Annotated in this window: 26 protein-coding genes and 7 tRNA genes; 32 read left to right on the top strand and 1 reads right to left on the bottom strand. The window is 49.3% G+C overall.

Annotation, left to right across the window (positions count from 1 at the left end; genetic code table 11):
* Positions 1-816 precede the first annotated feature (816 nt).
* From rpmH to K6Q96_RS16785, 32 genes are all read left to right on the top strand, one after another.
* Positions 817-951 (top strand): 50S ribosomal protein L34, encoded by a 135-nt coding sequence (rpmH, locus tag K6Q96_RS16940; protein ID WP_002540783.1) that lies wholly within the window; start codon positions 817-819, stop codon positions 949-951.
* A gap of 13 nt (positions 952-964) precedes the next feature.
* Positions 965-1,324 (top strand): ribonuclease P protein component, encoded by a 360-nt coding sequence (rnpA, locus tag K6Q96_RS16935; RefSeq protein ID WP_039850324.1) that lies wholly within the window; start codon positions 965-967, stop codon positions 1,322-1,324.
* Positions 1,288-1,548, top strand: a complete 261-nt coding sequence (yidD, locus tag K6Q96_RS16930) for a membrane protein insertion efficiency factor YidD (protein ID WP_082111347.1) — start codon at positions 1,288-1,290, stop codon at positions 1,546-1,548. Before rnpA ends, yidD begins: the two co-directional genes overlap by 37 nt.
* A 2-nt stretch (positions 1,549-1,550) precedes the next feature.
* Positions 1,551-3,170: a membrane protein insertase YidC gene (yidC, locus tag K6Q96_RS16925; RefSeq protein ID WP_251876931.1), complete on the top strand. Its 1,620-nt coding sequence runs from the start codon at positions 1,551-1,553 to the stop codon at positions 3,168-3,170.
* 120 nt (positions 3,171-3,290) lie between these two features.
* Positions 3,291-4,655, top strand: coding sequence for a tRNA uridine-5-carboxymethylaminomethyl(34) synthesis GTPase MnmE (gene mnmE / locus K6Q96_RS16920; protein WP_251876930.1), 1,365 nt, complete (start codon positions 3,291-3,293; stop codon positions 4,653-4,655).
* Between the two features lie 94 nt (positions 4,656-4,749).
* Positions 4,750-5,877: a GGDEF domain-containing protein gene (locus tag K6Q96_RS16915; RefSeq protein WP_251876929.1), complete on the top strand. Its 1,128-nt coding sequence runs from the start codon at positions 4,750-4,752 to the stop codon at positions 5,875-5,877.
* 65 nt (positions 5,878-5,942) lie between these two features.
* The gene (gene mioC, locus K6Q96_RS16910; protein WP_062667733.1) at positions 5,943-6,389 is read left to right on the top strand and encodes an FMN-binding protein MioC; all 447 of its coding nucleotides are present in this window, start codon (positions 5,943-5,945) and stop codon (positions 6,387-6,389) included.
* A 417-nt stretch (positions 6,390-6,806) separates the two neighbouring features.
* A complete protein-coding gene (mnmG, locus tag K6Q96_RS16905) occupies positions 6,807-8,696 on the top strand; it encodes a tRNA uridine-5-carboxymethylaminomethyl(34) synthesis enzyme MnmG (protein ID WP_062667731.1) in 1,890 nt (629 codons plus the stop codon).
* Positions 8,697-8,702: 6 nt separating this feature from the next.
* Positions 8,703-9,317: a 16S rRNA (guanine(527)-N(7))-methyltransferase RsmG gene (gene rsmG / locus K6Q96_RS16900; protein WP_062667730.1), complete on the top strand. Its 615-nt coding sequence runs from the start codon at positions 8,703-8,705 to the stop codon at positions 9,315-9,317.
* Positions 9,318-9,339: 22 nt separating this feature from the next.
* Positions 9,340-10,134: a ParA family protein gene (locus K6Q96_RS16895; protein WP_062667727.1), complete on the top strand. Its 795-nt coding sequence runs from the start codon at positions 9,340-9,342 to the stop codon at positions 10,132-10,134.
* A gap of 10 nt (positions 10,135-10,144) precedes the next feature.
* The gene (locus K6Q96_RS16890) at positions 10,145-11,038 is read left to right on the top strand and encodes a ParB/RepB/Spo0J family partition protein (RefSeq protein WP_251876928.1); all 894 of its coding nucleotides are present in this window, start codon (positions 10,145-10,147) and stop codon (positions 11,036-11,038) included.
* Positions 11,039-11,217: 179 nt separating this feature from the next.
* A complete protein-coding gene (locus K6Q96_RS16885; protein ID WP_046303095.1) occupies positions 11,218-11,607 on the top strand; it encodes a F0F1 ATP synthase subunit I in 390 nt (129 codons plus the stop codon).
* Positions 11,608-11,615: 8 nt separating this feature from the next.
* On the top strand, positions 11,616-12,419 hold the full coding sequence (gene atpB / locus K6Q96_RS16880; RefSeq protein WP_002540796.1) for a F0F1 ATP synthase subunit A: 804 nt from the start codon (positions 11,616-11,618) through the stop codon (positions 12,417-12,419).
* A gap of 74 nt (positions 12,420-12,493) precedes the next feature.
* A complete protein-coding gene (atpE, locus tag K6Q96_RS16875; RefSeq protein ID WP_002540812.1) occupies positions 12,494-12,748 on the top strand; it encodes a F0F1 ATP synthase subunit C in 255 nt (84 codons plus the stop codon).
* Between the two features lie 49 nt (positions 12,749-12,797).
* Positions 12,798-13,268, top strand: a complete 471-nt coding sequence (gene atpF / locus K6Q96_RS16870) for a F0F1 ATP synthase subunit B (RefSeq protein WP_002540813.1) — start codon at positions 12,798-12,800, stop codon at positions 13,266-13,268.
* A gap of 15 nt (positions 13,269-13,283) precedes the next feature.
* On the top strand, positions 13,284-13,817 hold the full coding sequence (atpH, locus tag K6Q96_RS16865; RefSeq protein WP_062667724.1) for a F0F1 ATP synthase subunit delta: 534 nt from the start codon (positions 13,284-13,286) through the stop codon (positions 13,815-13,817).
* 16 nt (positions 13,818-13,833) lie between these two features.
* Positions 13,834-15,375, top strand: coding sequence for a F0F1 ATP synthase subunit alpha (gene atpA, locus K6Q96_RS16860; protein ID WP_251876927.1), 1,542 nt, complete (start codon positions 13,834-13,836; stop codon positions 15,373-15,375).
* 45 nt (positions 15,376-15,420) lie between these two features.
* Complete coding sequence (atpG, locus tag K6Q96_RS16855; protein WP_062667719.1) at positions 15,421-16,287, top strand: F0F1 ATP synthase subunit gamma; 867 nt, start codon at positions 15,421-15,423, stop codon at positions 16,285-16,287.
* Positions 16,288-16,322: 35 nt separating this feature from the next.
* Positions 16,323-17,726, top strand: a complete 1,404-nt coding sequence (gene atpD / locus K6Q96_RS16850; RefSeq protein WP_062667717.1) for a F0F1 ATP synthase subunit beta — start codon at positions 16,323-16,325, stop codon at positions 17,724-17,726.
* Positions 17,727-17,744: 18 nt separating this feature from the next.
* Positions 17,745-18,167: a F0F1 ATP synthase subunit epsilon gene (locus K6Q96_RS16845; protein WP_046303098.1), complete on the top strand. Its 423-nt coding sequence runs from the start codon at positions 17,745-17,747 to the stop codon at positions 18,165-18,167.
* 330 nt (positions 18,168-18,497) lie between these two features.
* Complete coding sequence (glmU, locus tag K6Q96_RS16840) at positions 18,498-19,859, top strand: bifunctional UDP-N-acetylglucosamine diphosphorylase/glucosamine-1-phosphate N-acetyltransferase GlmU (RefSeq protein ID WP_251876926.1); 1,362 nt, start codon at positions 18,498-18,500, stop codon at positions 19,857-19,859.
* 125 nt (positions 19,860-19,984) lie between these two features.
* A tRNA-Gln gene (locus tag K6Q96_RS16835) sits at positions 19,985-20,059 on the top strand.
* Between the two features lie 5 nt (positions 20,060-20,064).
* A tRNA-Arg gene (locus K6Q96_RS16830) sits at positions 20,065-20,141 on the top strand.
* 38 nt (positions 20,142-20,179) lie between these two features.
* Positions 20,180-20,264 (top strand) — tRNA-Leu (locus K6Q96_RS16825).
* Positions 20,265-20,299: 35 nt separating this feature from the next.
* Positions 20,300-20,374: transfer RNA gene (locus tag K6Q96_RS16820), tRNA-Gln, on the top strand.
* Positions 20,375-20,385: 11 nt separating this feature from the next.
* Positions 20,386-20,462: transfer RNA gene (locus K6Q96_RS16815), tRNA-Met, on the top strand.
* 87 nt (positions 20,463-20,549) lie between these two features.
* Positions 20,550-20,636: transfer RNA gene (locus K6Q96_RS16810), tRNA-Leu, on the top strand.
* Between the two features lie 45 nt (positions 20,637-20,681).
* Positions 20,682-20,766 (top strand) — tRNA-Leu (locus tag K6Q96_RS16805).
* Positions 20,767-20,979: 213 nt separating this feature from the next.
* Entirely contained in the window at positions 20,980-21,744 is a 765-nt protein-coding gene (locus K6Q96_RS16800; protein WP_251876925.1) for a DeoR/GlpR family DNA-binding transcription regulator, read from the top strand.
* Between the two features lie 14 nt (positions 21,745-21,758).
* Complete coding sequence (glmS, locus tag K6Q96_RS16795; RefSeq protein WP_251876924.1) at positions 21,759-23,594, top strand: glutamine--fructose-6-phosphate transaminase (isomerizing); 1,836 nt, start codon at positions 21,759-21,761, stop codon at positions 23,592-23,594.
* Between the two features lie 315 nt (positions 23,595-23,909).
* Entirely contained in the window at positions 23,910-24,281 is a 372-nt protein-coding gene (locus tag K6Q96_RS16790) for a helix-turn-helix transcriptional regulator (protein ID WP_002540823.1), read from the top strand.
* A gap of 226 nt (positions 24,282-24,507) precedes the next feature.
* Positions 24,508-24,879, top strand: coding sequence for a helix-turn-helix domain-containing protein (locus K6Q96_RS16785; protein WP_062667768.1), 372 nt, complete (start codon positions 24,508-24,510; stop codon positions 24,877-24,879).
* A gap of 58 nt (positions 24,880-24,937) precedes the next feature.
* Here the strand turns inward: K6Q96_RS16785 and ilvA are convergent, their stop codons facing one another.
* Entirely contained in the window at positions 24,938-26,500 is a 1,563-nt protein-coding gene (ilvA, locus tag K6Q96_RS16780) for a threonine ammonia-lyase, biosynthetic (protein ID WP_251876923.1), read from the bottom strand.
* Positions 26,501-26,502 lie beyond the last annotated feature (2 nt).

The following is a 26,502-nucleotide window of genomic DNA, read 5'->3' as shown; positions in this document are numbered from 1 at the left end:
GTCTGACTCCACACTTATTTATTAATGAAAAGGGAACTAAGTTTATACTTGTACGAGGAGGATCGCTAGCGAAGAGATCCCTTTTGCAGTGAATAAGATCTAAGTTATACACACAGATCGCACATTTAGTTTGCAGATCGGCACAGCTAACACCCCACTTACTCACAGAATTATCCGATTTTGGCTTAAAAATCCGATGATCCGATCACAGTGTTGACTTCCCCACTCCACAAAACGTCACGGGTGATCGATGTTCTTTAAAAATTCATCCTGATCAAATTTACACACCCTATACTGGGTTATCCCTGACGATCGCACATGAAATGCACAAGTATACCCAAACGATCTGAAGATGCAGGATTCAGCGAGTTTGACTGGTGTTGTGATCGAGGCGTCCCTTTGCTGGTGTAGCCACCTCCATCAAAAAGGGACAACAAAGAGCACGACGCCAGTCAACTCGCCCGAAGGGAGGCCATTAATGCGCCCACTTCATCGTTAAATTTCACGGAAATAGAACGATTATTCCTCGTAAAATTTGCCTCGAATTGAACGCATTGATGACCTCTGAATACAAGCATCTTCAGGTCGTTTGGGTATATTAAGGTGGATAAGATCGGCAAAGGATCCTTGCGCTTGACAGGCGACCACGTATAATTGCGCGCCCTGAGAGATTCGGATTGAAACCACTTGTGGTTTTAACATTGACTATAAGTCAGTCAGTGATTACAATCCGCCCTCTTTGTTGAGAGGCGTCGGACTTTTGTCCCACGTCGGGTTAACAAACCTAAAAACTGATCAGTAATTAAGGTAGAAACCATGAAACGCACTTTTCAACCTTCAGTTCTAAAGCGTAAGCGCACTCACGGTTTCCGTGCGCGCATGGCAACTAAGAACGGTCGTAAGGTTATCGCCGCTCGCCGTGCGAAAGGCCGTAGCAAGCTTTCAAAATAATCCTTAGCGATTTGTGAATAAGCTAGCTTTTTCTCGGGAGTTACGTCTGTTAACTCCCGAACATTTCAACTTCGTCTTCCAGCAACCTCACCGCGCTGGCTCTCCACACTTAACCATTCTTGCTCGTAACAACAAACTTGGACGCCCGCGTCTAGGTCAAGCTGTTCCAAAAAAACAAATCAAACTTGCCGTTGACCGAAATCGCTTTAAACGTCTGGTACGTGAAAGTTTTCGTCTCAACCAGCACTCGCTGATGGCAAAAGATTATGTTGTGATAGCCAAGAAAAGTGCGAATGAGCTCAGTAACGAAGAACTGAGTCAGCTGCTCGATAAGTTATGGCAACGTTTGTCTCGACCGCCGCGAAAAAAATAGTCACTGGACTGTTTCGCGGGTATCAACTCTTCATCAGCCCACTTCTGGGGCCCAGATGTCGCTTCACGCCGACATGCTCCCAATACGCCATAGAAGCGGTCAACCGTCACGGTGTGATAAAAGGGTGTTGGTTCGCCAGCAAACGTTTATTAAAATGCCACCCTCTTAATCATGGTGGGTACGATCCTGTACCCCCGCGTCATCCTAAAAATCGAGACAATTAACAATGGATTCTCAACGCAATATCCTGTTGATTGCCCTAATGTTTGTATCCTTCATGTTGTATCTCAACTGGACGGAAGCAACCAACCCTCAACCACAGGGCCAGGGCGTAACACAGCAAGCACAACACAGTGGTGATGTACCTGCCAGCTCAGATGCGTCTCAGCCTCTGACGCAGGACGCAGTTTCAAATAAGCTGATCACCATTAAAAGTGACGTGCTGACTTTGACCGTTGACACACAAGGCGGTGACATTCTTCGCGCTGAACTGAACAACTACGACGCAGAGTTCGACTCTGTCGACAAGTTCGTGATGCTCAAAAACCAGCCTGATCATGTATTCGTTGCTCAAAGTGGCCTGATTGGCCCTGATGGTATCGATACCCTGGATGGCCGTGCACAGTTCTCTGCAAACGGCACCGACTTTGTGATGGCTGATGGCCAGGACGAGTTGCGTGTTCCACTGACGCTGGTGAAAGACGGCATTACCTTCACCAAAACCTTTGTACTGAAACGCGACAACTACGCGGTTGACGTCGACTACACGGTAGACAACCAAAGCGGCAAAGCAGCAACAGTACAAATGTATGCGCAGCTAAAACAAAACCTGCTGGATGACGGCGGCAGCCTGACCATGCCTACCTACCGTGGTGGAGTGTACTCGGCTGACGATGCGAAATACGAGAAATACAGCTTTGACGATATGAAGGACAGAAACCTGAACCTGACTATCGCCAATCAAGGCTGGGCAGGCATGATGCAACACTACTTTGTTGCCGCCTGGATCCCTCATTCAGAAGGTGAAGCGAACCTGTATACCCGCACCAGCAATGGCCAGGGCTTTATCGGTGTACGTTACCCAACCACCACAGTTGCAGCAGGTTCAACGGCACAACTGGACGCGACCCTATGGGTAGGTCCTAAGCTTCAGGACAAAATGGCTGAAGTAGCACCTAACCTGAACCTGACAGTCGACTACGGCTGGCTGTGGTTTATCGCAAGCCCACTGCACTGGTTGCTGTCAACCATTCACGGTTTCGTGGGTAACTGGGGTGTGGCAATCATCATCCTGACCTTTATCGTTCGTGGTGTGATGTACCCGCTGACCAAAGCGCAGTACACCTCGATGGCGAAAATGCGCATGCTGCAGCCAAAACTGGCAGAAATGCGTGAACGCATTGGTGATGACCGCCAGCGCATGAGCCAGGAAATGATGGAGCTGTATAAGAAAGAGAAAGTGAACCCGCTGGGCGGCTGTTTACCTCTGCTTCTACAAATGCCTATCTTCATCGCACTTTATTGGGCGTTGATGGAATCAGTAGAACTGCGCCACGCGCCGTTCATGCTGTGGATTCAAGACTTGTCAGCACCGGATCCATACTACGTGCTGCCACTGCTGATGGGTTTTTCTATGTTCCTCATCCAGAAGATGAGCCCAAGCACCATCACCGATCCAATGCAGCAGAAGATCATGAACTTCATGCCAGTGATGTTCACCGTGTTCTTCCTTTGGTTCCCGGCAGGTCTGGTACTGTACTGGTTGGTGTCGAACGTTGTGACCCTTATCCAGCAGACCATGATTTACCGTGCGCTGGAGAAAAAAGGCCTTCACAGCCGCACTTAATCGCACTGAATACTGACAAGGCGGCCAACTGGCCGCCTTTCTTCTTTCTGAAGACGCGACATGCGGTCAGGTAAAATTGGTATACACTAAGCAACGTTTTCAAACCGCAGGTAAAGTTTCATGATTCACTCAGACACCATTGTTGCTCAGGCGACACCACCGGGACGCGGCGGTGTGGGCATCATCCGCGTATCCGGCCCCAAAGCTAAAGAAGTTGCCCTGGCGGTCACCGGACGTGAACTTCCGGTGCGTCGCGCCGAATACCTGCCGTTTAACGATGAACAGGGCAACGCCCTCGATCAGGGAATTGCCTTGTACTTCCAGGCGCCGAATTCATTCACCGGTGAAGATGTGCTGGAACTTCAAGGTCATGGCGGCCCAGTCATCATGGATATGCTGATCAAGCGCATTGTGGATATCGATGGTGTTCGCACTGCCCGTCCGGGCGAGTTTTCCGAACGCGCCTTTTTGAATGACAAACTCGATCTGGCGCAAGCAGAAGCGATTGCCGACTTGATTGATGCCAGCTCAGAACAAGCGGCTAAAAGCGCACTCCAAAGCCTTCAGGGGGCGTTTTCGGGCAAGGTTAATACGCTGGTGGAATCGCTGATCCATCTGCGCATATACGTGGAAGCGGCGATAGATTTCCCGGATGAGGAAATCGATTTTCTCTCTGATGGTAAAGTCGCCGCCGATCTCGACAACATCATCAGCTCGCTGGATGACGTGCGTAAAGCAGCCAACCAAGGCGCTATCATGCGTGAAGGCATGAAAGTGGTGATCGCCGGCCGTCCGAATGCGGGTAAATCCAGCCTGCTCAATGCCCTTTCCGGCAAAGAAAGCGCCATTGTGACCGATATCGCCGGCACCACCCGTGATGTGCTCCGTGAGCATATCCACATTGATGGCATGCCGCTGCACATCATCGACACAGCAGGCTTACGTGATGCTTCCGACGAAGTGGAACGTATCGGCATTGAGCGTGCCTGGGATGAAATCTCTCAGGCGGACCGCGTGCTCTTTATGGTGGATGGCACCACTACTGATGCGACATCACCGGAAGAAATCTGGCCGGAGTTTATCGACCGCCTGCCAGAAAATATCGGAATGACGGTTATCCGCAACAAGGCAGACATGACAGGTGAAACCCTGGGGATTTGCCATGCCAGTCAGCCGACCCTTATCCGTTTAAGCGCGAAGACAGGAGCAGGTGTCGATGCCCTGCGTGAGCACCTGAAAGCCTGTATGGGCTTCTCTGGCGCGACAGAGGGTGGCTTTATGGCCCGTCGCCGTCACTTGGAAGCACTGGATGCAGCCGCCCGACACCTAGATATCGGGAAAGATCAGCTTGAGGGTTACATGGCCGGAGAGATCCTCGCTGAAGAGCTACGCATTGCTCTGCAGCACCTTTCTGAGATCACCGGTGAATTCAGCTCAGACGATCTTCTCGGTAGGATCTTCAGCTCTTTCTGTATCGGTAAATAGTCCCAACCAAGCCACCTTCGGGTGGCTTGCTACCTCCGAATTGTCCCGCTTTTGCTACACTTGATGTCAAACTCCATTTCTGTCAGCCAATGCAATGATCAACAGCCTCAACCCGATTTTGAATCTGGGGATAACACGCTGCGATAAACTACAGGTACATCACCTTCGCATGGTGAACCTGCTCACTTGCCTCTGTGCGGGCGGTACACTGCTATTCTCAGCGTTGTTCTGGTTTGCTTTTGGCAGCGCCACCGCAGCCCTGTTGAATGGCTTGTTTGCCATGCTGTACCTCATCTCTTTTGTACTGACCAGAGAGGGGATTCTATGGATGGCGAAGTACTGGATATTCGTGACTTTTTTCCTTCAGCAACTTTTCCTTCCCCTGTTTGTATTATCAGCTAATTTTGAAACCGAATTGCTGTTGCTGGTGGTTCCAACCGCAGTCGTACTTGTCTTCGACCCCAATGAGCGCCTCCCACGATATGGTTTATCGCTCATTGCCATCTTCCTGCTTTTCCTGGCTAAAACAGTCCCTTCAGCGGATCCGGTGCTTGCGTTGACTGACACCAATGCCCGTGCTGCTTATCTATGCGTTATTTTGATCCTGGTACTGGCTTCCGTTGCATTAACCGACTTCTATTTAGTGGATCTTCACAGCATTGATGAGTCCTCCAGAAAGCTGGTTCATGAGGATCTTCTGACAGAAACGGCAAACAGCCAGAGCCTATACAATCAGGCCGATGAACTTTTCTTTCAGGCTCAGCGTCGTGGGGAACCTTTATCTATCATCGTCATCAATCTTGATGACTTCAGGCAAATCAATGAAATGCATGGAAGACCCACTGGCGACCAAGTACTCGTACACATCGCTGATTTGTTGAAGGAGCAATTGCCTCCGGCCACCCCAATCGGACGTTTGTATGCGGATAACTTCGCTGTTCTGCTACGAAACACCCCGTCCAATGAGGCGATGCGCGTTGCCGAACAGCTAAAATTGGCAATAGGACGCAGCGTGGTTTTGCTTGATAACACCGCCGTAAAACGGACGGCAAGCCTTGGTGTCACCACCTCAAATGAAGGCTGTTTGGCAGGATTCCAATTAATTGATACTGCCATTCTTGCTGTCCAAAATGCCAAAAAACGCGGCAAGAACAAGATACAAACCCTGTCTCCCAAAGGAATCAATGCGCTATATCGCAACGAACACTACCAACCTAGCTGACTTGACGCGCGATACCCCATCACTCAATACTAACGGCCATCAATAATCCGTTAGAGAACAAGCTTATGTCTGAACTAACCCTGATCACAGGCAGCACCCTAGGCGGCGCCGAATATGTGGGCGATCATATTGCCGATCTTCTAGAGCAGGATGGCATCTCAGTGAAGGTGATCAATGAAGGCCAACTCAACGACATCACAGAAGCCTCACGTCTTTTACTGGTAACATCAACCCATGGCGCCGGGGATTACCCAGACAATCTCGCACCAATGATGGAGGCGCTAAAGAGCCAATCTCCGGATCTAAGTGCGCTCAAATACGCAGTGATCGCGATTGGGGATTCCAGTTATGACACATTTTGTGGTGCAGGCATTCAGGCTGATGAGCTATTAAAAAGCCTGGGAGCACAGGACTTAGCTCCCCGTTTAGAGATCGATATTCTTGAACAACCCCTTCCTGAAGAAGCCGCCGAAGTGTGGTTATCCCAGAACAAATCGGCATTTTGTGAATAAATCAGTGCAACGCGAACAAAAAATTTATTCAAAAATGTGACCTTCACTTTGTGGATAACTATAGATCTAATCGGTGATCAACCTATAGTTATCCCAATAACAACTTTACCTCACTTTCCGACCTGTTGATAAAGTGCCATTTTGATCCCAGAATGTACCAGACTAGATCCAAGCTAACACACAGAAAACGATCTTATTTAAACGCATGATCATGTTGATCATTTACCAGTTATCCACAAAGACCGTCTTCTCTAATAAGAGATCAAAATAAAGATCTATATAAAGATCTTTATATATTTTAAGAGAAGAGCCTTCGATCAAAGATCACACTTTTGGTTCTCTCCGTTTCTGAAAAGCTGTAGAATGATCCTCTTTTGCTAAACCAACCGATCAACACATTCCTATTGAGGTCACACCATGTTTTACCAGGATAACTTTGATGTCATCGTTGTCGGTGGTGGTCATGCTGGTACGGAAGCCGCATTGGCCGCTGCACGTATGGGTCAGCAAACCCTTCTGCTGACACACAACATCGATACATTGGGGCAAATGTCATGTAACCCGGCTATTGGCGGGATCGGAAAAGGACATCTGGTGAAAGAAGTCGATGCATTGGGCGGTTTGATGGCCCGTGCGATCGATAAGGGTGGTATTCAGTTCCGTACACTGAATGCATCTAAAGGTCCTGCGGTTCGTGCAACCCGTGCACAGGCTGACCGCGCGTTGTACAAAGCTGCTGTTCGCGAAGCATTGGAAAACCAGCCAAACCTCATGTTGTTTCAACAAGCCGTCAATGACCTGATTGTCGAACAAGATCAGGTGACAGGTGTTGTGACGGAAATGGGATTAAAATTCCGTGCTCGCTCGGTCGTACTGACGGTAGGAACATTCCTTGGTGGAAAAATCCATATCGGTCTTGAGAATTACTCCGGCGGCCGTGCTGGCGATCCCCCGTCGATCGCGTTGGCAGATCGCCTCCGTGAACTGCCATTCCGTGTTGACCGCCTGAAAACAGGCACACCACCACGCATTGATGCGCGCACGGTTGATTTCAGTGTGATGCAAACCCAGCACGGTGATGACCCACGTCCGGTGTTTTCTTTTATGGGCAATGTGTCTGAGCATCCGCGCCAGGTGCCTTGTTACATCACCTACACCAATGAAAAAACTCATGATGTGATCCGCAGTAATCTGGATCGCAGTCCGATGTATGCCGGTGTGATTGAAGGTATAGGCCCACGCTATTGCCCGTCTATTGAAGACAAGGTAATGCGCTTTGCGGACAAAGATAAACACCAGATTTTTGTTGAGCCAGAAGGTTTGACGACCAACGAGCTCTACCCAAATGGGATCTCCACCAGTCTGCCATTTGATGTGCAGATGGGGATCATCAGTTCGATCAAAGGGTTTGAAAACGCACGTGTGATACGTCCTGGTTATGCGATCGAGTATGATTTCTTCGATCCGCGCGATCTGAAACAAACCTTTGAAACCAAATTTATCAAAGGCCTGTTCTTCGCTGGTCAAATTAACGGCACCACAGGCTATGAAGAAGCGGCAGCACAAGGCTTGCTCGCAGGTACAAACGCCGCATTGTTTGCTCAGGACAAAGAGGGCTGGTGTCCTCGACGTGATCAGGCTTACATGGGCGTGCTTATCGACGATTTATCGACCATGGGCACCAAAGAACCCTACCGCATGTTCACTTCCCGTGCTGAATATCGCCTGTTGCTACGCGAAGACAACGCGGATATGCGCTTAACTGAGACTGGCCGAGAGCTCGGTTTGGTTGATGATGAACGCTGGGCCCGGTTCAACCAGAAACTGGAAAACATGGAGCAGGAAGCGCAGCGTCTTCGCAGTTCTTGGATTCATCCAGCCTCTGAGCATGCTGAAGCACTGAACGCGATCCTGAAAACGCCATTGTCCCGCGAGGCAAACGGTGAAGAGTTACTGCGTCGTCCGGAAGTGACTTACAACGATCTGGTGAAAATTCCAGCATTCTCGCCAGCGCATGAAGACATTCAAGCGTCTGAACAAGTAGAAATTCAGGTGAAATACGCAGGTTACATCGACCGCCAGAAAGACGAGATTGAAAAATCTATCCGTCACGAAAATACCCGCTTGCCGATGGATTTGGATTACTCCCAAATCAAAGGCTTGTCGAATGAGGTAGTGGCAAAACTGAAAGATAGCCGCCCAGAAACCATTGGTAAGGCGTCACGTATTTCCGGTATTACGCCAGCAGCAATATCTATCCTGCTGGTGCATCTGAAAAAACAAGGCATGCTGAAAAAAGGGGCCTGAGTTTCTGTGAAACAACGTCTAGCACAACTGATTGAACAGGCAGGGATGAATATCCCTGCTGAGCAACAAGCCCAACTAATTGGCTATGTTGAAATGCTCAACAAATGGAACAAAGCGTACAATCTGACTTCTGTGCGTGATCCAAACGAGATGATCGTCAAACACATCATGGACAGCATCGTGGTGAGTCAGCACCTTGATGGCCAAAGTTACATCGATGTGGGGACAGGTCCTGGATTGCCGGGGATCCCGCTTGCAATCATCAACCCGGAAAAATCCTTCACACTGCTCGATAGCTTGGGCAAGCGTATTCGCTTCATCCGTCAGGTGTTGCATGAGCTAAAAATTACCAATGTCACGCCCGTTCAAAGCCGCGTCGAAGATTTTCAGCCGGAACAGGGATTTGACGGTGTATTAAGCCGAGCGTTTGCGTCCATGAGCGACATGGTGAACTGGTGTCATCACCTCCCTTCGCCACAAGGTCAGTTCCTCGCTCTAAAGGGACAAGTGGATCAAGTCGAAATTGACGAACTTCCGGCCGGATGTTCTGTGACAGATATCAAACCTTTGACTGTTCCAGGATTGGAAGGTCAACGTCATCTAGTAATCTTGGCTAGATAGGATTATTAGGCGAGGTCGTCTTGTGGGAAAAGTCATTGCTGTTGCAAACCAAAAGGGAGGCGTTGGTAAAACAACGACCTGTATCAACTTGGCTGCGTCGCTGGCAGCGACTCAGCGTAAGGTGTTGGTGATTGACCTAGACCCGCAGGGCAACGCAACCATGGCCAGTGGTGTGGACAAATACGACGTTCATGCCACCGCCTATGATTTGCTAGTTGAAGAGACCCCGTTTAACGATGTGGTGGTGACAGAGACCACGGGCGGTTATCACCTGATAGCCGCCAATGGAGATGTCACCGCGGCAGAAATCAAACTCATGGAAGTGTTTGCCCGCGAAGTGAGGCTGCGCAACGCATTAGCCGACATTCGTGAAAACTATGATTTCATCTTCATTGATTGTCCCCCTTCTCTTAACCTTCTTACAATCAATGCCATGACGGCGGCAAATTCTGTACTGGTGCCGATGCAGTGTGAATACTTTGCATTGGAAGGCCTGACTGCATTGATGGATACCATCAGTAAGCTTGCAAGCGTAGTAAACGCTGACTTACATGTGGAAGGCTTACTAAGAACCATGTACGATCCGCGAAATCGTCTGGCGACAGAAGTGTCTGAACAGATCAAAAAACACTTTGGAGACAAGGTCTACCGTACTGTCATCCCTCGCAATGTGCGTTTGGCTGAAGCGCCGAGTCACGGCAAGCCAGCTATGTATTACGACAAATACTCCAGCGGTGCCAAGTCATACCTGGCATTAGCCGGTGAAATATTGCGACGGGAAGAGCAGGCCAGACAGGCCATTGCCAACGCGTCTTAAAGGAACGTGAATGAACGCTACCAAACGTGGGTTGGGTAAAGGACTCGATGCGCTACTGGCCACCAGTGCCAGGGCACAAGCGCGTGTCGATCTGAACAAAGATACCCAAGAAGCTGTAAACAACAGTGAGCTGCAGCATTTGCCATTAGCGGCATTGCGTCCAGGTGTTTATCAGCCGCGTCAGGATATGGCGCAGGAAGCACTGGAAGAGCTGGCAGAATCAATCCGCGCACAAGGCGTAATTCAACCGTTGGTCGTGCGTCATCTTGATGACAACCAGTACGAAATTATTGCCGGTGAACGTCGTTTCAGAGCGTCAAAAATCGCCGGATTGACCCATGTCCCTTGTCTTGTTCGTGAACTAAATGACAAAGCTGCGAGCGCCATCGCACTGATTGAGAACATCCAACGCGAAGATCTCAATGCGATGGAAGAGGCGGAAGCGCTGGATCGTCTCATCCACGACTTTTCTCTTACCCACCAACAATTGGCTGAAGCGCTGGGCAAATCCCGCACCACCATCAGTAATCTTTTGCGACTGAATGGCCTTCAAGTTGGCGTAAAGAAACTGTTGTCCGGACGCCAATTGGAAATGGGGCATGCGCGTGCTCTATTGGCATTGGAAGGTGACGCTCAGATAGAGGCAGCACTGGTCTCCGTCAACAAAAAACTCACAGTAAGACAGACCGAAGCCTTGGTGAAAAAACTCCTGACCCCGGCCGTTGAAAAAACGCCGGAACCAGTGTCATCAAAATTGGCTGCTGTGCAGGATAGGTTGACTGACAAGCTAGGCACATCTGTTAGCCTGTCTCAAGGCAAGAGTGGCAGTGGTAAGTTGGTCATCAGCTTTGATCAGAACGAAAAACTTATGCAAATTCTTGCAATTCTAGGCGAAGAAGTGTGACGTAACGCGTTGGGTTTTTGTTACATATTTTTGCTTACTGTGATCAGGTTACCCTGTTGTAAAATTTAGTCTCCCTTTTTGATGTGATGAGATTGCATTCAAAAGGGCGACCCGTATAATTTTCGCAGTTTTCCCAGCACGACAAGGTGCTAAGAGGAAAGGAATCGAGGAACGAATACATGGTATCGACGCTCACGCGACCAGGTCGCAAGCTTGCGAAAAGGTTGCTGCTGTTACAGGCGTGCGTCGTGTTAGCAACGGCAATCTTGATGGTCACCACCATCAATGTCGACTGGGGAATTTCCGCACTCATTGGCGGTGGCATTTTCGTAATCGCCAACGCAGCCTTTGCATTGTGTGCATTCCTTTTTAGTGGAGCAAGAGCAGCAAAGCTCGTTGTGGCATCCTTCTACAGCGGCGAAGTGCTCAAAATTCTGCTTACCGTCGCGCTGTTTTCCGTTGTTTACCTGTATGCCGAGGTGGAACTTGTTCCCCTCAAACTGACCTATTTGCTGGTACTTGGAATTAATATCCTCGCGCCAGTTTTATTCATTAACAACAACAAATAGGATGAGTTATGGCTGCGCCAGGTGAAGCGCTTACACCCTCCGGTTATATCTCCCACCACTTAACCAACCTGTCTTCGGACAAGCTTGGTCTGGTGGAGGAAGGTAGCTTCTGGTCGGTGCATATTGATAGCCTGTTTTTCTCTATTGCCATCGGTATCGGCTTTCTATGGCTGTTCCGTGCAGTGGCGAAAAAAGCTACAACAGGAGTTCCAGGCAAGCTTCAGTGTTTTGTGGAAATGTTGGTGGAGTTCGTTGATGAAAACGTTCGTGAAACCTTCCATGGAAAGAATCCACTGATCGCGCCTTTGGCTCTGACCATTTTCGTTTGGATATTCCTGATGAATACGATGGACCTGGTTCCTATCGATTTTATTCCTTATCCAGCGGAACAGCTTGGTATCCCTTATATGAAGGTCGTACCGACAGCTGACGTAAATATCACACTGGCAATGGCGCTGGGCGTGTTCTTCTTGATGATTTACTACAGCATCAAGATCAAAGGCCTAGGTGGCTTTGCAAAAGAGCTGGCTCTTCACCCGTTCAATCACCCTCTCATGATCCCGTTCAACCTGCTGCTTGAAGTGGTATCGCTGCTAGCGAAACCAATCTCACTCGGCATGCGTCTGTTCGGTAACATGTTCGCAGGTGAAGTGGTATTTATCCTTATTGCGGCTCTTCTGCCGTGGTGGGCGCAATGGTTGGGTTCATTACCGTGGGCAATCTTCCACATTCTGGTTATTACCATCCAAGCGTTCGTCTTTATGATGTTGACCATTGTGTACCTGTCTCAGGCACATGAAGACTCGCATTAATAAAAGATTTTTTAGTAAGCAACTTTGTTCGACCTTCCGGCATATAAGCCGACAACAAGAAACTGGAGATAGTGATGGAAACTTTATTGAGCTTTTCTGCAATTGCCGTTGGCATCATTGTAGGTCTTGCTTCCCTGGGTACAGCGATCGGCTTCGCACTGCTTGGCGGTAAATTCCTTGAAGGTGCGGCTCGTCAACCAGAAATGGCTCCAATGCTGCAAGTTAAGATGTTCATCATCGCTGGTCTGCTGGATGCGGTTCCAATGATCGGTATCGTAATCGCACTGCTGTTCACCTTTGCAAACCCATTCGTTGGTCAGCTGGGTTAAGTCGCCTGATTATACCTGTAGTTAACTATTGGGAGATGGAGAAGCAGTTATGAATATGAACGCTACTCTTATCGGCCAGGCGATCGCGTTTTCCATGTTTGTGTGGTTCTGCATGAAGTATGTATGGCCACCAATCATGCAAGCGATTGAAGAGCGTCAGAAGAAAATTGCTGACGGTCTTGCGGCGGCTGAGCGTGCCGCGAAAGACCTGGATTTGGCCCAGGCTAATGCTTCTGATCAATTGAAAGAAGCAAAGCGCGCTGCAACTGAGATCATCGATTCGGCGAATAAGCGTAAAGCACAAATTCTTGATGAAGCCCGCGAAGAAGCATCTTCTGAGCGTGAAAATATCCTTAACCAAGGAAAGGCTGAACTGGAAGCTGAGCGCAACCGTGCCCGCGATGAACTGCGCAAACAAGTTGCAACTCTGGCCGTAATCGGTGCTGAGAAAATCCTTGAGCGTTCAATCGACGAAAATGCTCATAAAGATATTCTCGATAAAATCACTGCAGAACTTTAAGAAGGAGGGGCAGCTATGTCTGAACTGACTACCATCGCACGCCCCTACGCTAAAGCAGCCTTCGATCTGGCAGTAGAAAAAGGCGAATTGGACCAATGGTCTGAAATGCTGGCTTTTGCTGCTGAAGTTGCCCGCAATGAAACCATCGCAGATTTTCTCGATGGCTCTTATTCAGCTGAAAAGTTGACTGAGATTTTTCTCTCAGTGTGCGGTGAGCAGCTCAATGAATTCGGCCAGAACCTGATTAAGGTGATGGCTGAAAACGGACGCCTAAAAGCGTTGCCGGAAGTAACTGTCCAGTTCATGGCACTTCGCCGTGAATTAGAAAAGCAAGTTGACGTTGAGGTCACCTCTGCTGTCGCGCTGGAACAAGCGCAGCTGGACGCTATTGAAAGCAAGCTGGAAGCCCGCCTTGAGCGAAAAGTGAAGCTGAACTGTAGTGTAGACGAGACCCTGGTTGCCGGGGTTGTGATTCGAGCTGGAGACTTGATCATCGATAACTCAGTTAGCGGCCGTATGCGCCGCCTGAGCGATGCATTGCAGTCTTGATTTGGGGAATTGGAGCATGCAACTTAATTCCACGGAAATTAGCGATCTGATCAAACAGCGTATTGAAAAATTCAACGTTGTTAGTGAAGCACGCAACGAAGGTACCATCGTGTCAGTCAGCGACGGTATCATTCGCATCCATGGCCTTGCAGATGCTATGCAAGGTGAAATGATTGAACTACCTGGCAACCGTTTCGCACTGGCGCTCAACCTTGAGCGTGATTCTGTAGGTGCGGTTGTTATGGGTCCTTATGCCGACCTTCAGGAAGGCATGAAAGTAACCGGTACTGGTCGTATTCTTGAAGTTCCAGTAGGTCCTGAGCTACTGGGCCGTGTGGTTAACACTCTGGGTGAGCCAATTGACGGTAAAGGTCCTATCAACGCAGCACTGACTTCTCCTGTAGAAGTGATTGCACCTGGCGTAATTGCACGTCAGTCGGTAGACCAGCCAGTACAGACCGGTTACAAAGCAGTTGATGCAATGATCCCAATCGGCCGTGGTCAGCGTGAGCTGGTTATCGGTGACCGTCAGACCGGTAAAACGGCGCTGGCAATCGATGCGATCATTAACCAGAAGAACTCTGGTATCTTCTCTATCTATGTTGCTATCGGCCAGAAAGCGTCAACCATTGCTAACGTGGTTCGCAAACTGGAAGAGCACGACGCACTGAAAAACACCATCGTTGTTGTTGCATCTGCTTCTGAAGCAGCGGCATTGCAATACCTTGCGCCTTACGCGGGTTGTGCGATGGGTGAGTACTTCCGTGACCGTGGTGAAGACGCGCTGATCGTATACGATGATCTGTCTAAGCAAGCTGTTGCTTACCGTCAGATTTCTCTGTTGCTGCGTCGTCCACCAGGCCGTGAAGCATTCCCAGGTGACGTTTTCTATCTCCACTCTCGTCTGCTGGAGCGTGCTGCACGTGTTAACGCTGACTACGTTGCTAAGTTCACCAATGGTGAAGTGACTGGTAAAACAGGTTCTTTGACCGCACTGCCAATCATCGAAACCCAAGCGGGTGACGTATCTGCGTTCGTACCAACCAACGTTATCTCGATCACTGACGGTCAGATCTTCCTGCAATCGGAACTGTTTAACGCAGGTATCCGTCCAGCAGTTGACCCAGGTATCTCAGTATCCCGTGTAGGTGGTTCAGCACAGACCAAGATCATCAAGAAGCTATCTGGTGGTATTCGTACCGCTCTGGCTCAGTACCGCGAACTGGCAGCATTTGCTCAGTTCTCTTCTGACCTGGACGATGCAACTAAGAAGCAGCTGGATCACGGTCAGAAAGTAACTGAACTGATGAAGCAGAAGCAATACGCACCAATGTCTGTGTTTGAGCAGGGATTGATGATTTTTGCTGCGGAAAAAGGCTACCTGTCAGACGTTGAGCTGACCAAACTGGCTGATTTCGAATCTGCTCTGCTTGCATACGCTAAAGGTACGTTTGCTGAGCTGGTTGCACAGATCGATGAGACTGGCGACTACAACGGCGACATTGAAGCGCAACTGGCTAAGCTGGTTGAAGACTTCAAAGCAACGCAAACCTGGTAATGCGTAGAAGGCCGCTCTGCGGCCTTCTAATAACGGAGAGTAACGATGGCCGGCGCAAAAGAAATTCGTAACAAGATCGGAAGTGTAAAAAGTACACAGAAGATCACCAAAGCGATGGAAATGGTTGCCGCTTCTAAAATGCGTCGTTCGCAAGACGCAATGGAAGCCTCCCGTCCATACGCGACTACTATGCGCAAAGTGATCGGTCATGTCGCACTTGGTAACCTTGAATACCGCCATCCATATCTGGAAGAGCGTGAAGCCAAGCGCGTCGGTTACATCATCGTATCTTCAGACCGTGGTCTGTGTGGTGGCCTGAACATTAACCTGTTCAAACGTGCTATCACAGATATGCAGGCTTACAGCCAAAAAGGTGTAGAAGTTGAAACTGCACTGATCGGCGCTAAAGCGACTGCATTCTTTAACAGCTACGGCGGCAACGTATCCGCGCAAGTTTCTGGTCTGGGTGACAGCCCATCACTGGAAGATTTGATCGGTACCGTCGGTGTGATGCTGAAGAAATATGATGAAGGCCAACTGGATCGTCTGTATCTGGTTTACAACAAGTTTGTGAACACCATGACGCAGGACCCAGTGATCGATCAATTGCTGCCTTTGCCTAAGTCGGAAGACGAAGAAATGCAGCGCAACCATGCTTGGGACTACATCTATGAGCCTGAGCCAAAACCACTGCTTGATACCCTGTTGGTTCGCTATGTTGAATCTCAGGTTTATCAAGGTGTGGTAGAAAACCTCGCCTGTGAACAAGCAGCGCGAATGGTTGCGATGAAGGCTGCAACAGACAATGCAGGGAATCTGATTGATGAACTGCAACTGGTGTATAACAAAGCCCGTCAGGCTGCAATTACCCAAGAGCTGTCGGAGATTGTCTCCGGTGCTGCTGCGGTGTAAGGCAAGGGCCAACGAACTATTTTAGAGGAATAACGATGGCTACAGGTAAGATCGTTCAGATCATCGGTGCGGTAGTCGACGTAGAGTTTCCACAGGAGTCTGTACCTCAGGTATATGACGCCCTGAACGTGAAACGTGAAGGCGAGCGTCTGGTGCTGGAAGTTCAGCAGCAGCTTGGTGGTGGTATCGTTCGTACCATCGCGATGGGTTCGTCTGATGGTCTGCGTCGTGGACTGGAAGTAGAAAATACTGGTAAGCCGATTGAAGTGCCAGTAGGCACTGAGACCCTAGGACGTATCATGAACGTACTGGGTGACTCAATCGACGAGCGTGGCGATATCGGTGAGAAAGAGCGTTACTCTATTCACCGTGAAGCGCCAAGCTACGAAGACCAATCAAATGCAACCGAACTGCTGGAAACCGGCGTTAAGGTTATCGACCTGGTTTGTCCATTCGCGAAGGGTGGTAAAATCGGTCTGTTCGGTGGTGCAGGTGTTGGTAAGACCGTCAACATGATGGAGCTTATCAACAACATCGCACTTCAGCATTCTGGTCTGTCTGTATTCGCAGGTGTTGGTGAGCGTACTCGTGAAGGTAACGACTTCTACTATGAGATGCAGGAAGCGGGCGTTGTAAACGTTGAGAATCCAGCAGAATCGAAAGTAGCGATGGTTTACGGTCAGATGAACGAGCCACCGGGTAACCGTCTGCGTGTTGCATTGACTGGCCTGACAATGGCTGAGAAGTTCCGTGATGAAGGCCGTGACGTACTGCTGTTCATCGATAACATCTATCGTTACACCCTTGCAGGTACCGAAGTATCGGCACTGTTGGGTCGTATGCCATCTGCAGTAGGTTATCAACCTACACTGGCAGAAGAGATGGGTGTTCTTCAGGAGCGTATCACCTCAACCAAGAGTGGTTCTATCACATCTGTACAGGCGGTATACGTACCTGCGGATGACTTGACTGACCCATCTCCAGCAACCACGTTCGCGCACTTGGATGCGACCGTTGTACTTTCGCGTAACATCGCTGCACTGGGTCTGTACCCAGCCATCGACCCACTGGATTCGACGTCACGTCAGCTGGATCCACTGGTTATCGGTCAAGAGCACTATGATGTTGCACGTGGTGTGCAGTCTGTACTGCAACGCTACAAAGAGCTGAAAGACATCATTGCCATTCTGGGTATGGATGAACTGTCTGAAGACGACAAACTGGCAGTAGCCCGTGCACGTAAGATTGAGCGTTTCCTGACTCAGCCTTACCACGTAGCAGAAGTCTTCACAGGTCAGCCAGGTGTTTATGTTTCGCTGAAAGAAACCATCACAGGCTTTAAAGGTCTGCTGAGCGGTGAGTACGACGATATCCCTGAGCAGGCATTCCTGTACTGTGGCGGTATCGAAGAAGTACTGGAAAAAGCGAAGAACCTGTAATAGCTGGTAGGAGGCGACATGGCAGCGATGACCTTTCACCTGGATGTAGTAAGCGCAGAGAAACAACTGTTTTCTGGCCGTGCTGAAGCAATTCAGGTAACGGGTAGCGAAGGTGAATTGGGTATTTACCCAAGCCACACCCCGCTGCTGACCGCTATCACGCCAGGCATGATCCGCATTACTAAGCAACATGGCCACGAAGAGGTAATTTACCTTTCTGGCGGTATGCTCGAAGTGCAACCAAGCGCAGTGACTGTGCTGGCAGATACCGCAATTCGCGGCGTCGATCTGGATCAGGCTAAGGCAGAAGAAGCGAAGCGCCGTGCAGAGGATCGTATCCTCAATAAACATGGCGATATGGACTTTGCTCAGGCGGCCAGTGATCTGGCCAAGGCGATTGCCCAGCTACGAGTTATCGAGCTGACCAAAAAGGCACGCTAAGTACCAGGTATCACCCAAAGCTAAAAAGGCGACCTAATTGGTCGCCTTTTTTTACGTTTGTCGCTGGATTAACCATTTTAATAATGTGTTATCTATTAGGCATGGCTTCAAGACATTTTCTTTCGTTTATTTTCTATTTCTATCAGTAATTTACTTGTTTATTTACGTCATTCTCTTGGCGTTGCTATATGCGAGCTATCGCCTGAAGCTTTTTACAAGGTGACGGAAATTTATGAATTTCTTATAGGTTTGAATCCCGTTTTACAAAGCGAACCGTTACAATAAGCGCCATTATTTGAAGTAGACCCTCAACACCAAGGACAACTCTCCATGAATTTCAGTGCTGTGATTCTGGCTGCGGGTAAGGGAACCCGTATGTACTCTAACCTGCCAAAGGTACTGCATACCCTTGCTGGAAAACCTATGGCTAAGCACGTTATCGATACCTGCTCTTCACTAGGTGCCAAAAACGTTCACCTTGTTTATGGTCACGGTGGGGATGCCATGAAAGCAGCACTGGCAGAAGAGCCGGTAAACTGGGTCCTTCAAGCAGAACAGTTAGGTACCGGACACGCGGTTAATCAGGCTGCCCCAGAATTTGCTGATGATGAACAGGTTTTGATTCTATATGGCGATGTACCGCTGATTTCAGAACAAACCATTGAAAACCTGTTGGATGCGCAGCCAGATGGCGGCATTGCATTGCTGACTGTGGTACTGGATAAACCATCGGGCTACGGACGTATCATTCGCCGTAACGGACCTGTGGTGGCGATCGTGGAAGATAAAGATGCCACTCAAGAGCAAAAGCTGATCAAAGAAATTAACACTGGTGTGATGGTCGCAACCGGACGTGATCTGCGCCGTTGGCTTAACGAAGTGAAAAGCGACAACGCACAGGGTGAATACTACCTGACTGACGTGATTGCAATTGCCCATGATGAAGGTCGCGCTGTTGAAGCGGTTCACCCGGAAAGTGCCATTGAAGTGGAAGGTGTTAACAACCGCATTCAGTTGGCACGTCTGGAGCGCGCTTACCAAGCCGCTCAAGCAGAGAAGCTGCTGGAAAGTGGTGTGATGCTTCGCGACCCTGCGCGTTTTGACCTGCGTGGTCAGCTACAGTGTGGCACTGATGTCGAAATTGACGTCAATGTGGTGATTGAAGGTTCAGTCACTTTAGGCGACAACGTGGTCATTGGTGCCGGCTGTGTACTGAAAGACTGTGAAATCGATGACAACACCGTCGTTCGCCCATACAGCGTGATTGAAGGTGCTTCTGTTGGTGAGGACTGTACCGTCGGTCCGTTTGCTCGTCTGCGCCCGGGTGCTGAGCTGGTGGAAGATGCACATGTGGGTAACTTTGTTGAAGTGAAAAATGCACGTGTCGGTAAAGGCTCTAAGGCAAACCATCTGACTTACCTTGGTGATGCGGAAATCGGTGAGCGTGTGAATATCGGTGCAGGTACTATCACCTGTAATTACGACGGCGCGAATAAATACAAGACAGTGATTGAAGATGATGTATTTGTTGGCTCTGACAGCCAGCTGGTGGCGCCCGTGACCATCAAAAAAGGGGCGACCATTGGTGCAGGTACGACATTGACCAGTAATGTGGAAGAGGGCCAACTCGTTATTACCCGCGCAAAAGCGCGTGCAATTGATGGTTGGAAGAGACCGGTTAAGCAGAAATAACACCTGTTATGCATAAAAAAACGCCGCAAAAGCGGTGTTTTTTTATTGAAGCGATTAAATCGTCATCAAACGAAAAATAGGGGGTTGACGCTCCTCTGAATCCGCAATATCATACGCGCCTCTGTTGGGGTATCGCCAAGCGGTAAGGCAGCGGCTTTTGATGCCGCCATTCCCTGGTTCGAATCCAGGTACCCCAGCCAACAACGCGTCCGTAGCTCAGCTGGATAGAGTACCTGGCTACGAACCAGGCGGTCGGAGGTTCGAATCCTCCCGGACGCGCCATCTCTTCCTTTCCAGAGGTGAGATGAACAATTAGGTATGCGGAAGTGGCGAAATTGGTAGACGCACCAGATTTAGGTTCTGGCGCCGCAAGGTGTGAGAGTTCAAGTCTCTCCTTCCGCACCATTATTTAAGATCATGCTTTCGAGCGTGGTTGCTGTTGGGGTATCGCCAAGCGGTAAGGCAGCGGCTTTTGATGCCGCCATTCCCTGGTTCGAATCCAGGTACCCCAGCCATATTTCAGGTTGGCTACGTAGCTCAGTTGGTTAGAGCACATCACTCATAATGATGGGGTCACAGGTTCGAATCCCGTCGTAGCCACCACTTATTTCGAAAGTCTCTGACTTTCTGCCAGATAAGACACACTACCAGTGTCTACGGGTTATAAACTCAATATCAGGCAAAAAAATTGCGATGGTGGCGGAATTGGTAGACGCGCTAGCTTCAGGTGTTAGTGTCCTTACGGACGTGAGAGTTCAAGTCTCTCCCTTCGCACCAAACATCACTTAAGCCTTCAATAAGAAGGATTAGGTACAACAATTTGCGGAAGTGGCGAAATTGGTAGACGCACCAGATTTAGGTTCTGGCGCCGCAAGGTGTGAGAGTTCAAGTCTCTCCTTCCGCACCATGATTGAAAGCAGGCTTTTTAGCCTGCTTTTTTTCTATCTGCAGTTTACAAACGACTCTCTTACCTTCTTTTCTCGCGCTCTCTGCGCCTAACTCTCTGTATAATTCTCAATCTGTGCTGTAGATCATGCCCGAAGTGATGTGTATCGCATTTCATCCTTGATCTTTGATTTAAAGTTTATATTATCTTTCGAAACGAAAGTTTGGTGGTTACATGTCGAAACGTAATACTCAACAACGTCGCCATGCGATTGTTGCCATGCTGACTGAAAAGGGTGAAGTCAGCGTAGATATGCTTTCAACGCTGTTTGAAACATCAGAGGTAACGATCCGTAAAGACCTTGCTGAGCTTGAGAAAAATGGACTTCTGCTGCGTCGTTATGGTGGGGCAGTTCCGGTTCCTCATGAAATGGTTTCGGAAAGCGCAGTAAAAGTTTCGGAACAAAAGTTATCAATCGCAAAAATGGCGGCAACCCGGATCCGCGACCATAATCGAATTGTGGTGGACAGTGGTTCAACGACGGCAGCTTTGATCCCACTTCTCAATCAAAAGCGTGGTCTGGTAGTGATGACCAACTCCTTGAATGTGGCACAGGCCATTAAGGAGTTGGAAAACGAGCCGACGCTCCTGATGACAGGCGGCACATGGGACCCGCATTCTGAAGCATTTCAGGGTCAGGTTGCAGAGCAAGCATTGCGTGCATATGACTTTGACCAACTGTTTATTGGCGCTGATGGCATCGATGTTAATCGCGGTACGACAACGTTTAATGAAATTGTCGGCCTGAGCCGGGTCATGTCGGAGGTGTCCCGGGAAGTCGTGGTTTTGATTGAGTCCGACAAAATCGGCCGCAAGATCCCTAATCTTGAACTTCCCTGGGAAGTGATCACCACGGTGATCACCGACAGTAAGCTTGATGCTACTACCAAACTTGCCATTGAAAATACGGGCACAGAGGTCATCTGCGCCCCAGATTAAAAACGGGGAAAGATATGTGTGGAATTGTTGGCGCGGTTGCGCAAAGGGACGTTGCTGAAATCTTACTGGAAGGTTTACGTAGACTTGAATACCGCGGCTATGACTCTGCGGGTCTAGCGGTGACTGATAGCGAACAACAACTGCGTCGGTTGCGCCGATTGGGCAAAGTACAGAATCTGGCGGAAGCTCTAGACGAAACACCAGTCCTTGGTGGTACCGGTATTGCTCACACCCGTTGGGCAACCCACGGTGAACCAAGTGAAGCCAATGCACACCCACACATGTCAGGCGATAACATTGCCATCGTCCACAACGGCATCATTGAAAACCATGAACTGCTCCGAGAGCTGCTCAAAGGCCGCGGTTACGTTTTTACATCCCAAACTGACACTGAGGTCATTGCTCATCTTGTGGATTGGGAACTGGGCCAGGGAGGCGGCCTTATGGAAGCCTTCCAACGCACGGTCAAACAGCTAGAAGGCGCTTACGGAACCGTGGTGATGGATAGACGGGATCCCGAGCGACTTATTGCTGCACGTTCTGGCAGTCCGCTGGTGATTGGTCTTGGCATCGGCGAAAACTTCCTGGCATCTGATCAGTTGGCGTTGCTCAATGTCACCCGCCGTTTTATTTTCCTCGAAGAAGGCGATGTCGCAGAAATTACGCGTCGGAGCGTCAATATCGTCGACGTCCAAGGTGAAATCGTTGAGCGCAAGACTCATGAGTCATCCATTGAACATGATGCTGCTGACAAAGGCCCATACCGCCACTATATGCAAAAAGAAATCTTTGAGCAGCCTTCAGCACTTATCAACACCCTGGAAGGACGCATTGATGGCAACAGCGTGCTGGTGGATAGTATCGGCCACGGTGCGGCGGAGATTCTGACTAAAGCCGAGCACATTCAGATTGTAGCTTGTGGTACTTCTTATAACGCAGGCATGGTGGCACGTTACTGGTTCGAAGATATTGCAGGCGTGAGCTGTGACGTGGAGATCGCTTCGGAATTCCGCTATCGCAACTTCGTCACCCGCCCTAACAGCCTGTTGATCACCCTATCCCAGTCTGGTGAGACCGCAGATACATTGGCGGCACTGCGCAAAGCCAAAGAGCGTGGCTTTATGGGGGCGATGACAATTTGTAACGTAGCGGGCTCTTCACTGGTTCGAGAATCCGATTTGGCGTTCATGACCCGCGCAGGAGCCGAGATAGGTGTGGCGTCGACCAAAGCGTTTACCACCCAGTTGGCGACACTGTTGATGCTGGTAACTGCTGTGGGTAAACGAAAAGGCAACGTGGACGCAGGAAAAGAAAAAGCCATTGTTGAAGCGCTGAATCGTTTGCCAGCGACTATGGAGCAAGCACTGGCGTTCGATAAAGAGATTGAACAGCTGGCAGAAGATTTTGCAGACAAACACCATGCACTGTTCCTGGGGCGTGGAGAGTACTATCCGATTGCCATGGAAGCTTCGTTGAAGTTGAAGGAAATCTCTTATATTCATGCTGAAGCTTATGCTGCTGGTGAGCTTAAACATGGTCCATTGGCGCTGATTGATGCGGACATGCCCGTTATTGTTGTTGCTCCAAATAATGAACTGCTTGAAAAGCTTAAGTCCAACATTGAGGAAGTGCGTGCCCGTGGCGGACAGCTTTATGTGTTTGCAGACAAAGACGCCGGCTTTGAAGCCAGTGAAGGCATGACTATTGTGGCCATGCCGCATGTTGACGAAGTCTGTGCACCAATCTTCTACACCTTGCCAATGCAGTTATTGTCTTATCATGTAGCGCTAATTAAAGGCACAGATGTCGATCAGCCACGCAACCTAGCCAAGGCTGTCACAGTAGAATAATACTGCTTATTAATGAGATGGCTAAATCGAAAGGGAGCCGTATGGCTCCTTTTTATGTCTTGTATACAGTACAGAGTCTGTCTGATTTGCTTTTTGCAATTGGCGATGTCCTCTTGTTATTTGCATTTTGCAAATCATTTCGCAGTCATAATAAGACACTGAGCCCAGAAAGATTAACATTGCTATTTTGATGAACAATAAAGTATTGATATTAAACATTTTATTTAATGTCTAAATAGTTGGCCTGCATTGTGCATATTGTCGATAAACAGCACAACTACATAACAGATAGCTGTAAGTCGTAGGGAGTGAAGTATGATCGACTCGAAAGCACAAGTAGCAAAACGTATTAAAGAAGCACGTGAGTGGAAAGGGATCACTCAGGTGAAAATGGCCAAACTACTCGAAGTAGCGCGCCAAACATATCTGGACATCGAAACGGGTAAAACTGAGCCTCGCGTTCGCATGTTGTCGGAAATTGCAGAAATCACCGAGCGCCCACTGGTGTGGTTCGTTTATGGTGATGCTGATGTTGAACTGCACGACGTGCAGTACAAACAGGATGTAAACCGCTTGTTGGAACATTTCTCCAAGCTGCCTCATGAGGCACGCACAGCAATCCTGAATCAGAGCGTAAACATGGCATCGTTCCTGGTAAATTACTCGAAATCAGCGCAACGAGGTTAAGCACTTACTTACTTGGCAAGCTCGGTATAGCCTTGCCTGCCAAAATAGGTATTGCGTATTTTCGTTGTCATCTGGCTTAGGCAACAGCAGCCCTGATTCACACTTCAACAACACTTTACATGTGTAGAAAACAACCCTGTGCATAATGCAGGATCTAGCAGTAAAGTGCGTCACTGTGAACAGCGCTAATCAGTCTGTTCCTTGGCGCCGAGTTGTGGGGCAAGCGATGTTTATTGTCAAAGCTCATGTTGCGCAGCGCATCAGGGAAGCGCGGGAGTATCGGGATATCACACAGGTGGAGATGGCGCAGCACTTAGACGTTGCCCGTCAAACCTATTTAGATATTGAGTCTGGTAAAACAGAGCCCAAAGTGTCTTCCCTGGCAATCATCGCTGATGTAACTGGCCGTCCATTAAACTGGTTTTTGTACGGCGAAAGCACGCGAAGCGACATCGCGTTTACGCACAGGGATGATCTCAATACCCTGTTGGCGCTATTCAGTCAGTTACCCGAGTCAGCGCGTAACCTTGTGATGGATCAGGCGTTGCTGCTGGCACAGTACATGATAAACATGACGTCGCCGGAAAGAGACCAATAAGTAGAAGAACAAAAAGCCCAGCATTGCTGGGCTTTTTTGTCTTTCTTGTATTACTGAGTTACTGAGATTTAGCAAGGAAAAACTTGTAGGAAGGGTTATCAGTTTCATCCTTCCACGCATATCCCAGCTCGCGTAGGTGGGAGGTAAACGACAAGATGTCTTTGTCATCCAGTTCAAAACCACACAATACGCGACCATAATCAGAACCGTGATTGCGGTAATTGAAGATGCTGATATTCCAATGCGTTCCCAGCGTGTTGAGAAAGCGCAGCAGCGCTCCCGGGTATTCCGGAAACTCAAAGCTGTAAAGGCGCTCTTTCATCGCTTTGGTTGGTCGCCCGCCAATCATATAGCGGATGTGAACCTTCGCCATTTCATCATCAGACAAGTCCTGTACCGGATATCCACCTTTACGCAAATCGGCAATGATGCCATCGAGCTCTTCCTGTCCATTTTGCAAACGCACACCTACGAAGATATTCGCCAATGTGTCATCGCTATGACGATAGTTAAACTCGGTCACGGCACGGCCTCCGAGAATTTTGCAAAACTCGAGGAAAGCACCGGTGCGTTCTGGAATGGTAACGGCGAGCAGGCCTTCACGTTTCTCACCCAGCTCAGCGCGCTCAGAGACATATCTCAGGCTATGGAAATTGGTGTTCGCACCTGAAAGAACGGCTGCCATCTTCTTGCCTTTCAGCTGATGCTGCTCGGTGTATTTCTTGAGGCCCGCCAGCGATAAAGCGCCAGCAGGCTCTGAAATCGCACGGGTATCTTCGAAAATATCTTTCACGGCCGCGCAGATTTCATCACTCGATACCGTGATGATGTCATCAAGGTGTTCCTGGCATAGACGGAAGCTTTCATCACCAATGCGTTTTACTGCCACGCCATCAGCGAACGTGCCGACATTGTCCAAGGTGACTGGCTCTCCAGCATCCAGTGCGGCTTTCAAACAGGCCGAGTCTTCTGCTTCAACCGCGACGAGTTTGACCTGCGGCATCAGCTGTTTGACGATGACGGCCACGCCCGCTGCAATACCACCTCCGCCCACAGGCAGGAAGATATACTCCAGGTGACCATTCTGTTGCAGCATTTCCATGCCCATGGTGCCCTGACCTGCAATCACCAACGGGTGATCAAAAGGGGGAACAAAGGTGTAACCATGTTCTTCTGATAGCTCTACCGCTCTGGCTTTAGCTTCATCGAAGTTGTTGCCATGCAAAACCACGTTACCGCCAAAACCGCGCACAGACGCCACTTTGATGTCTGGCGTTGTGCGTGGCATAACGATGGTGGCCTTGATGCCCAGTTTATGCCCAGACATTGCAACGCCTTGCGCATGGTTACCTGCAGACGCGGCAATAACACCGGCTTTTTGCTGAGCTTCAGTGAGCTGCGACATCATGTTGTAGGCGCCGCGCAACTTGAATGAATGCACCGGCTGGCGATCTTCACGCTTCAGCTGGATGGTATTGCCCAAACGCTGCGAAATTCGCGGCATATCCTGCAACGGGCTGACAATCGCTGCCTCATACACAGGTGCGCGCAAAATATCACGCAGGTAATCGGCATTACTAAGCGGTGCAGGGTCACTGTGTTGTTGGCGTGCCTGACTCATGA

Origin of the sequence: Grimontia kaedaensis (assembly GCF_023746615.1) — a bacterium.
GTDB lineage: Bacteria > Pseudomonadota > Gammaproteobacteria > Enterobacterales > Vibrionaceae > Enterovibrio > Enterovibrio kaedaensis.
This window is presented reverse-complemented; position numbering and strand designations above follow the sequence as displayed.

Excerpts from the sequence above, each read along its gene's own strand:
- K6Q96_RS16890 (WP_251876928.1), top strand. The coding sequence starts at position 10,145 with ATGAACGCTACCAAACGTGGGTTGGGTAAAGGACTCGATGCGCTACTG.
- atpA (WP_251876927.1), top strand. The coding sequence starts at position 13,834 with ATGCAACTTAATTCCACGGAAATTAGCGATCTGATCAAACAGCGTATT.
- K6Q96_RS16845 (WP_046303098.1), top strand. The coding sequence starts at position 17,745 with ATGGCAGCGATGACCTTTCACCTGGATGTAGTAAGCGCAGAGAAACAA.
- K6Q96_RS16785 (WP_062667768.1), top strand. The coding sequence starts at position 24,508 with ATGTTTATTGTCAAAGCTCATGTTGCGCAGCGCATCAGGGAAGCGCGG.
- atpF (WP_002540813.1), top strand. The coding sequence starts at position 12,798 with ATGAATATGAACGCTACTCTTATCGGCCAGGCGATCGCGTTTTCCATG.
- glmU (WP_251876926.1), top strand. The coding sequence starts at position 18,498 with ATGAATTTCAGTGCTGTGATTCTGGCTGCGGGTAAGGGAACCCGTATG.
- K6Q96_RS16790 (WP_002540823.1), top strand. The coding sequence starts at position 23,910 with ATGATCGACTCGAAAGCACAAGTAGCAAAACGTATTAAAGAAGCACGT.
- atpH (WP_062667724.1), top strand. The coding sequence starts at position 13,284 with ATGTCTGAACTGACTACCATCGCACGCCCCTACGCTAAAGCAGCCTTC.
- atpB (WP_002540796.1), top strand. The coding sequence starts at position 11,616 with ATGGCTGCGCCAGGTGAAGCGCTTACACCCTCCGGTTATATCTCCCAC.
- ilvA (WP_251876923.1), bottom strand. The coding sequence starts at position 26,500 with ATGAGTCAGGCACGCCAACAACACAGTGACCCTGCACCGCTTAGTAAT.
- mnmG (WP_062667731.1), top strand. The coding sequence starts at position 6,807 with ATGTTTTACCAGGATAACTTTGATGTCATCGTTGTCGGTGGTGGTCAT.
- mnmE (WP_251876930.1), top strand. The coding sequence starts at position 3,291 with ATGATTCACTCAGACACCATTGTTGCTCAGGCGACACCACCGGGACGC.
- yidD (WP_082111347.1), top strand. The coding sequence starts at position 1,288 with ATGGCAACGTTTGTCTCGACCGCCGCGAAAAAAATAGTCACTGGACTG.
- K6Q96_RS16800 (WP_251876925.1), top strand. The coding sequence starts at position 20,980 with ATGTCGAAACGTAATACTCAACAACGTCGCCATGCGATTGTTGCCATG.
- rpmH (WP_002540783.1), top strand. The coding sequence starts at position 817 with ATGAAACGCACTTTTCAACCTTCAGTTCTAAAGCGTAAGCGCACTCAC.
- yidC (WP_251876931.1), top strand. The coding sequence starts at position 1,551 with ATGGATTCTCAACGCAATATCCTGTTGATTGCCCTAATGTTTGTATCC.
- atpD (WP_062667717.1), top strand. The coding sequence starts at position 16,323 with ATGGCTACAGGTAAGATCGTTCAGATCATCGGTGCGGTAGTCGACGTA.
- K6Q96_RS16885 (WP_046303095.1), top strand. The coding sequence starts at position 11,218 with ATGGTATCGACGCTCACGCGACCAGGTCGCAAGCTTGCGAAAAGGTTG.
- K6Q96_RS16915 (WP_251876929.1), top strand. The coding sequence starts at position 4,750 with ATGATCAACAGCCTCAACCCGATTTTGAATCTGGGGATAACACGCTGC.
- glmS (WP_251876924.1), top strand. The coding sequence starts at position 21,759 with ATGTGTGGAATTGTTGGCGCGGTTGCGCAAAGGGACGTTGCTGAAATC.
- mioC (WP_062667733.1), top strand. The coding sequence starts at position 5,943 with ATGTCTGAACTAACCCTGATCACAGGCAGCACCCTAGGCGGCGCCGAA.
- atpE (WP_002540812.1), top strand. The coding sequence starts at position 12,494 with ATGGAAACTTTATTGAGCTTTTCTGCAATTGCCGTTGGCATCATTGTA.
- atpG (WP_062667719.1), top strand. The coding sequence starts at position 15,421 with ATGGCCGGCGCAAAAGAAATTCGTAACAAGATCGGAAGTGTAAAAAGT.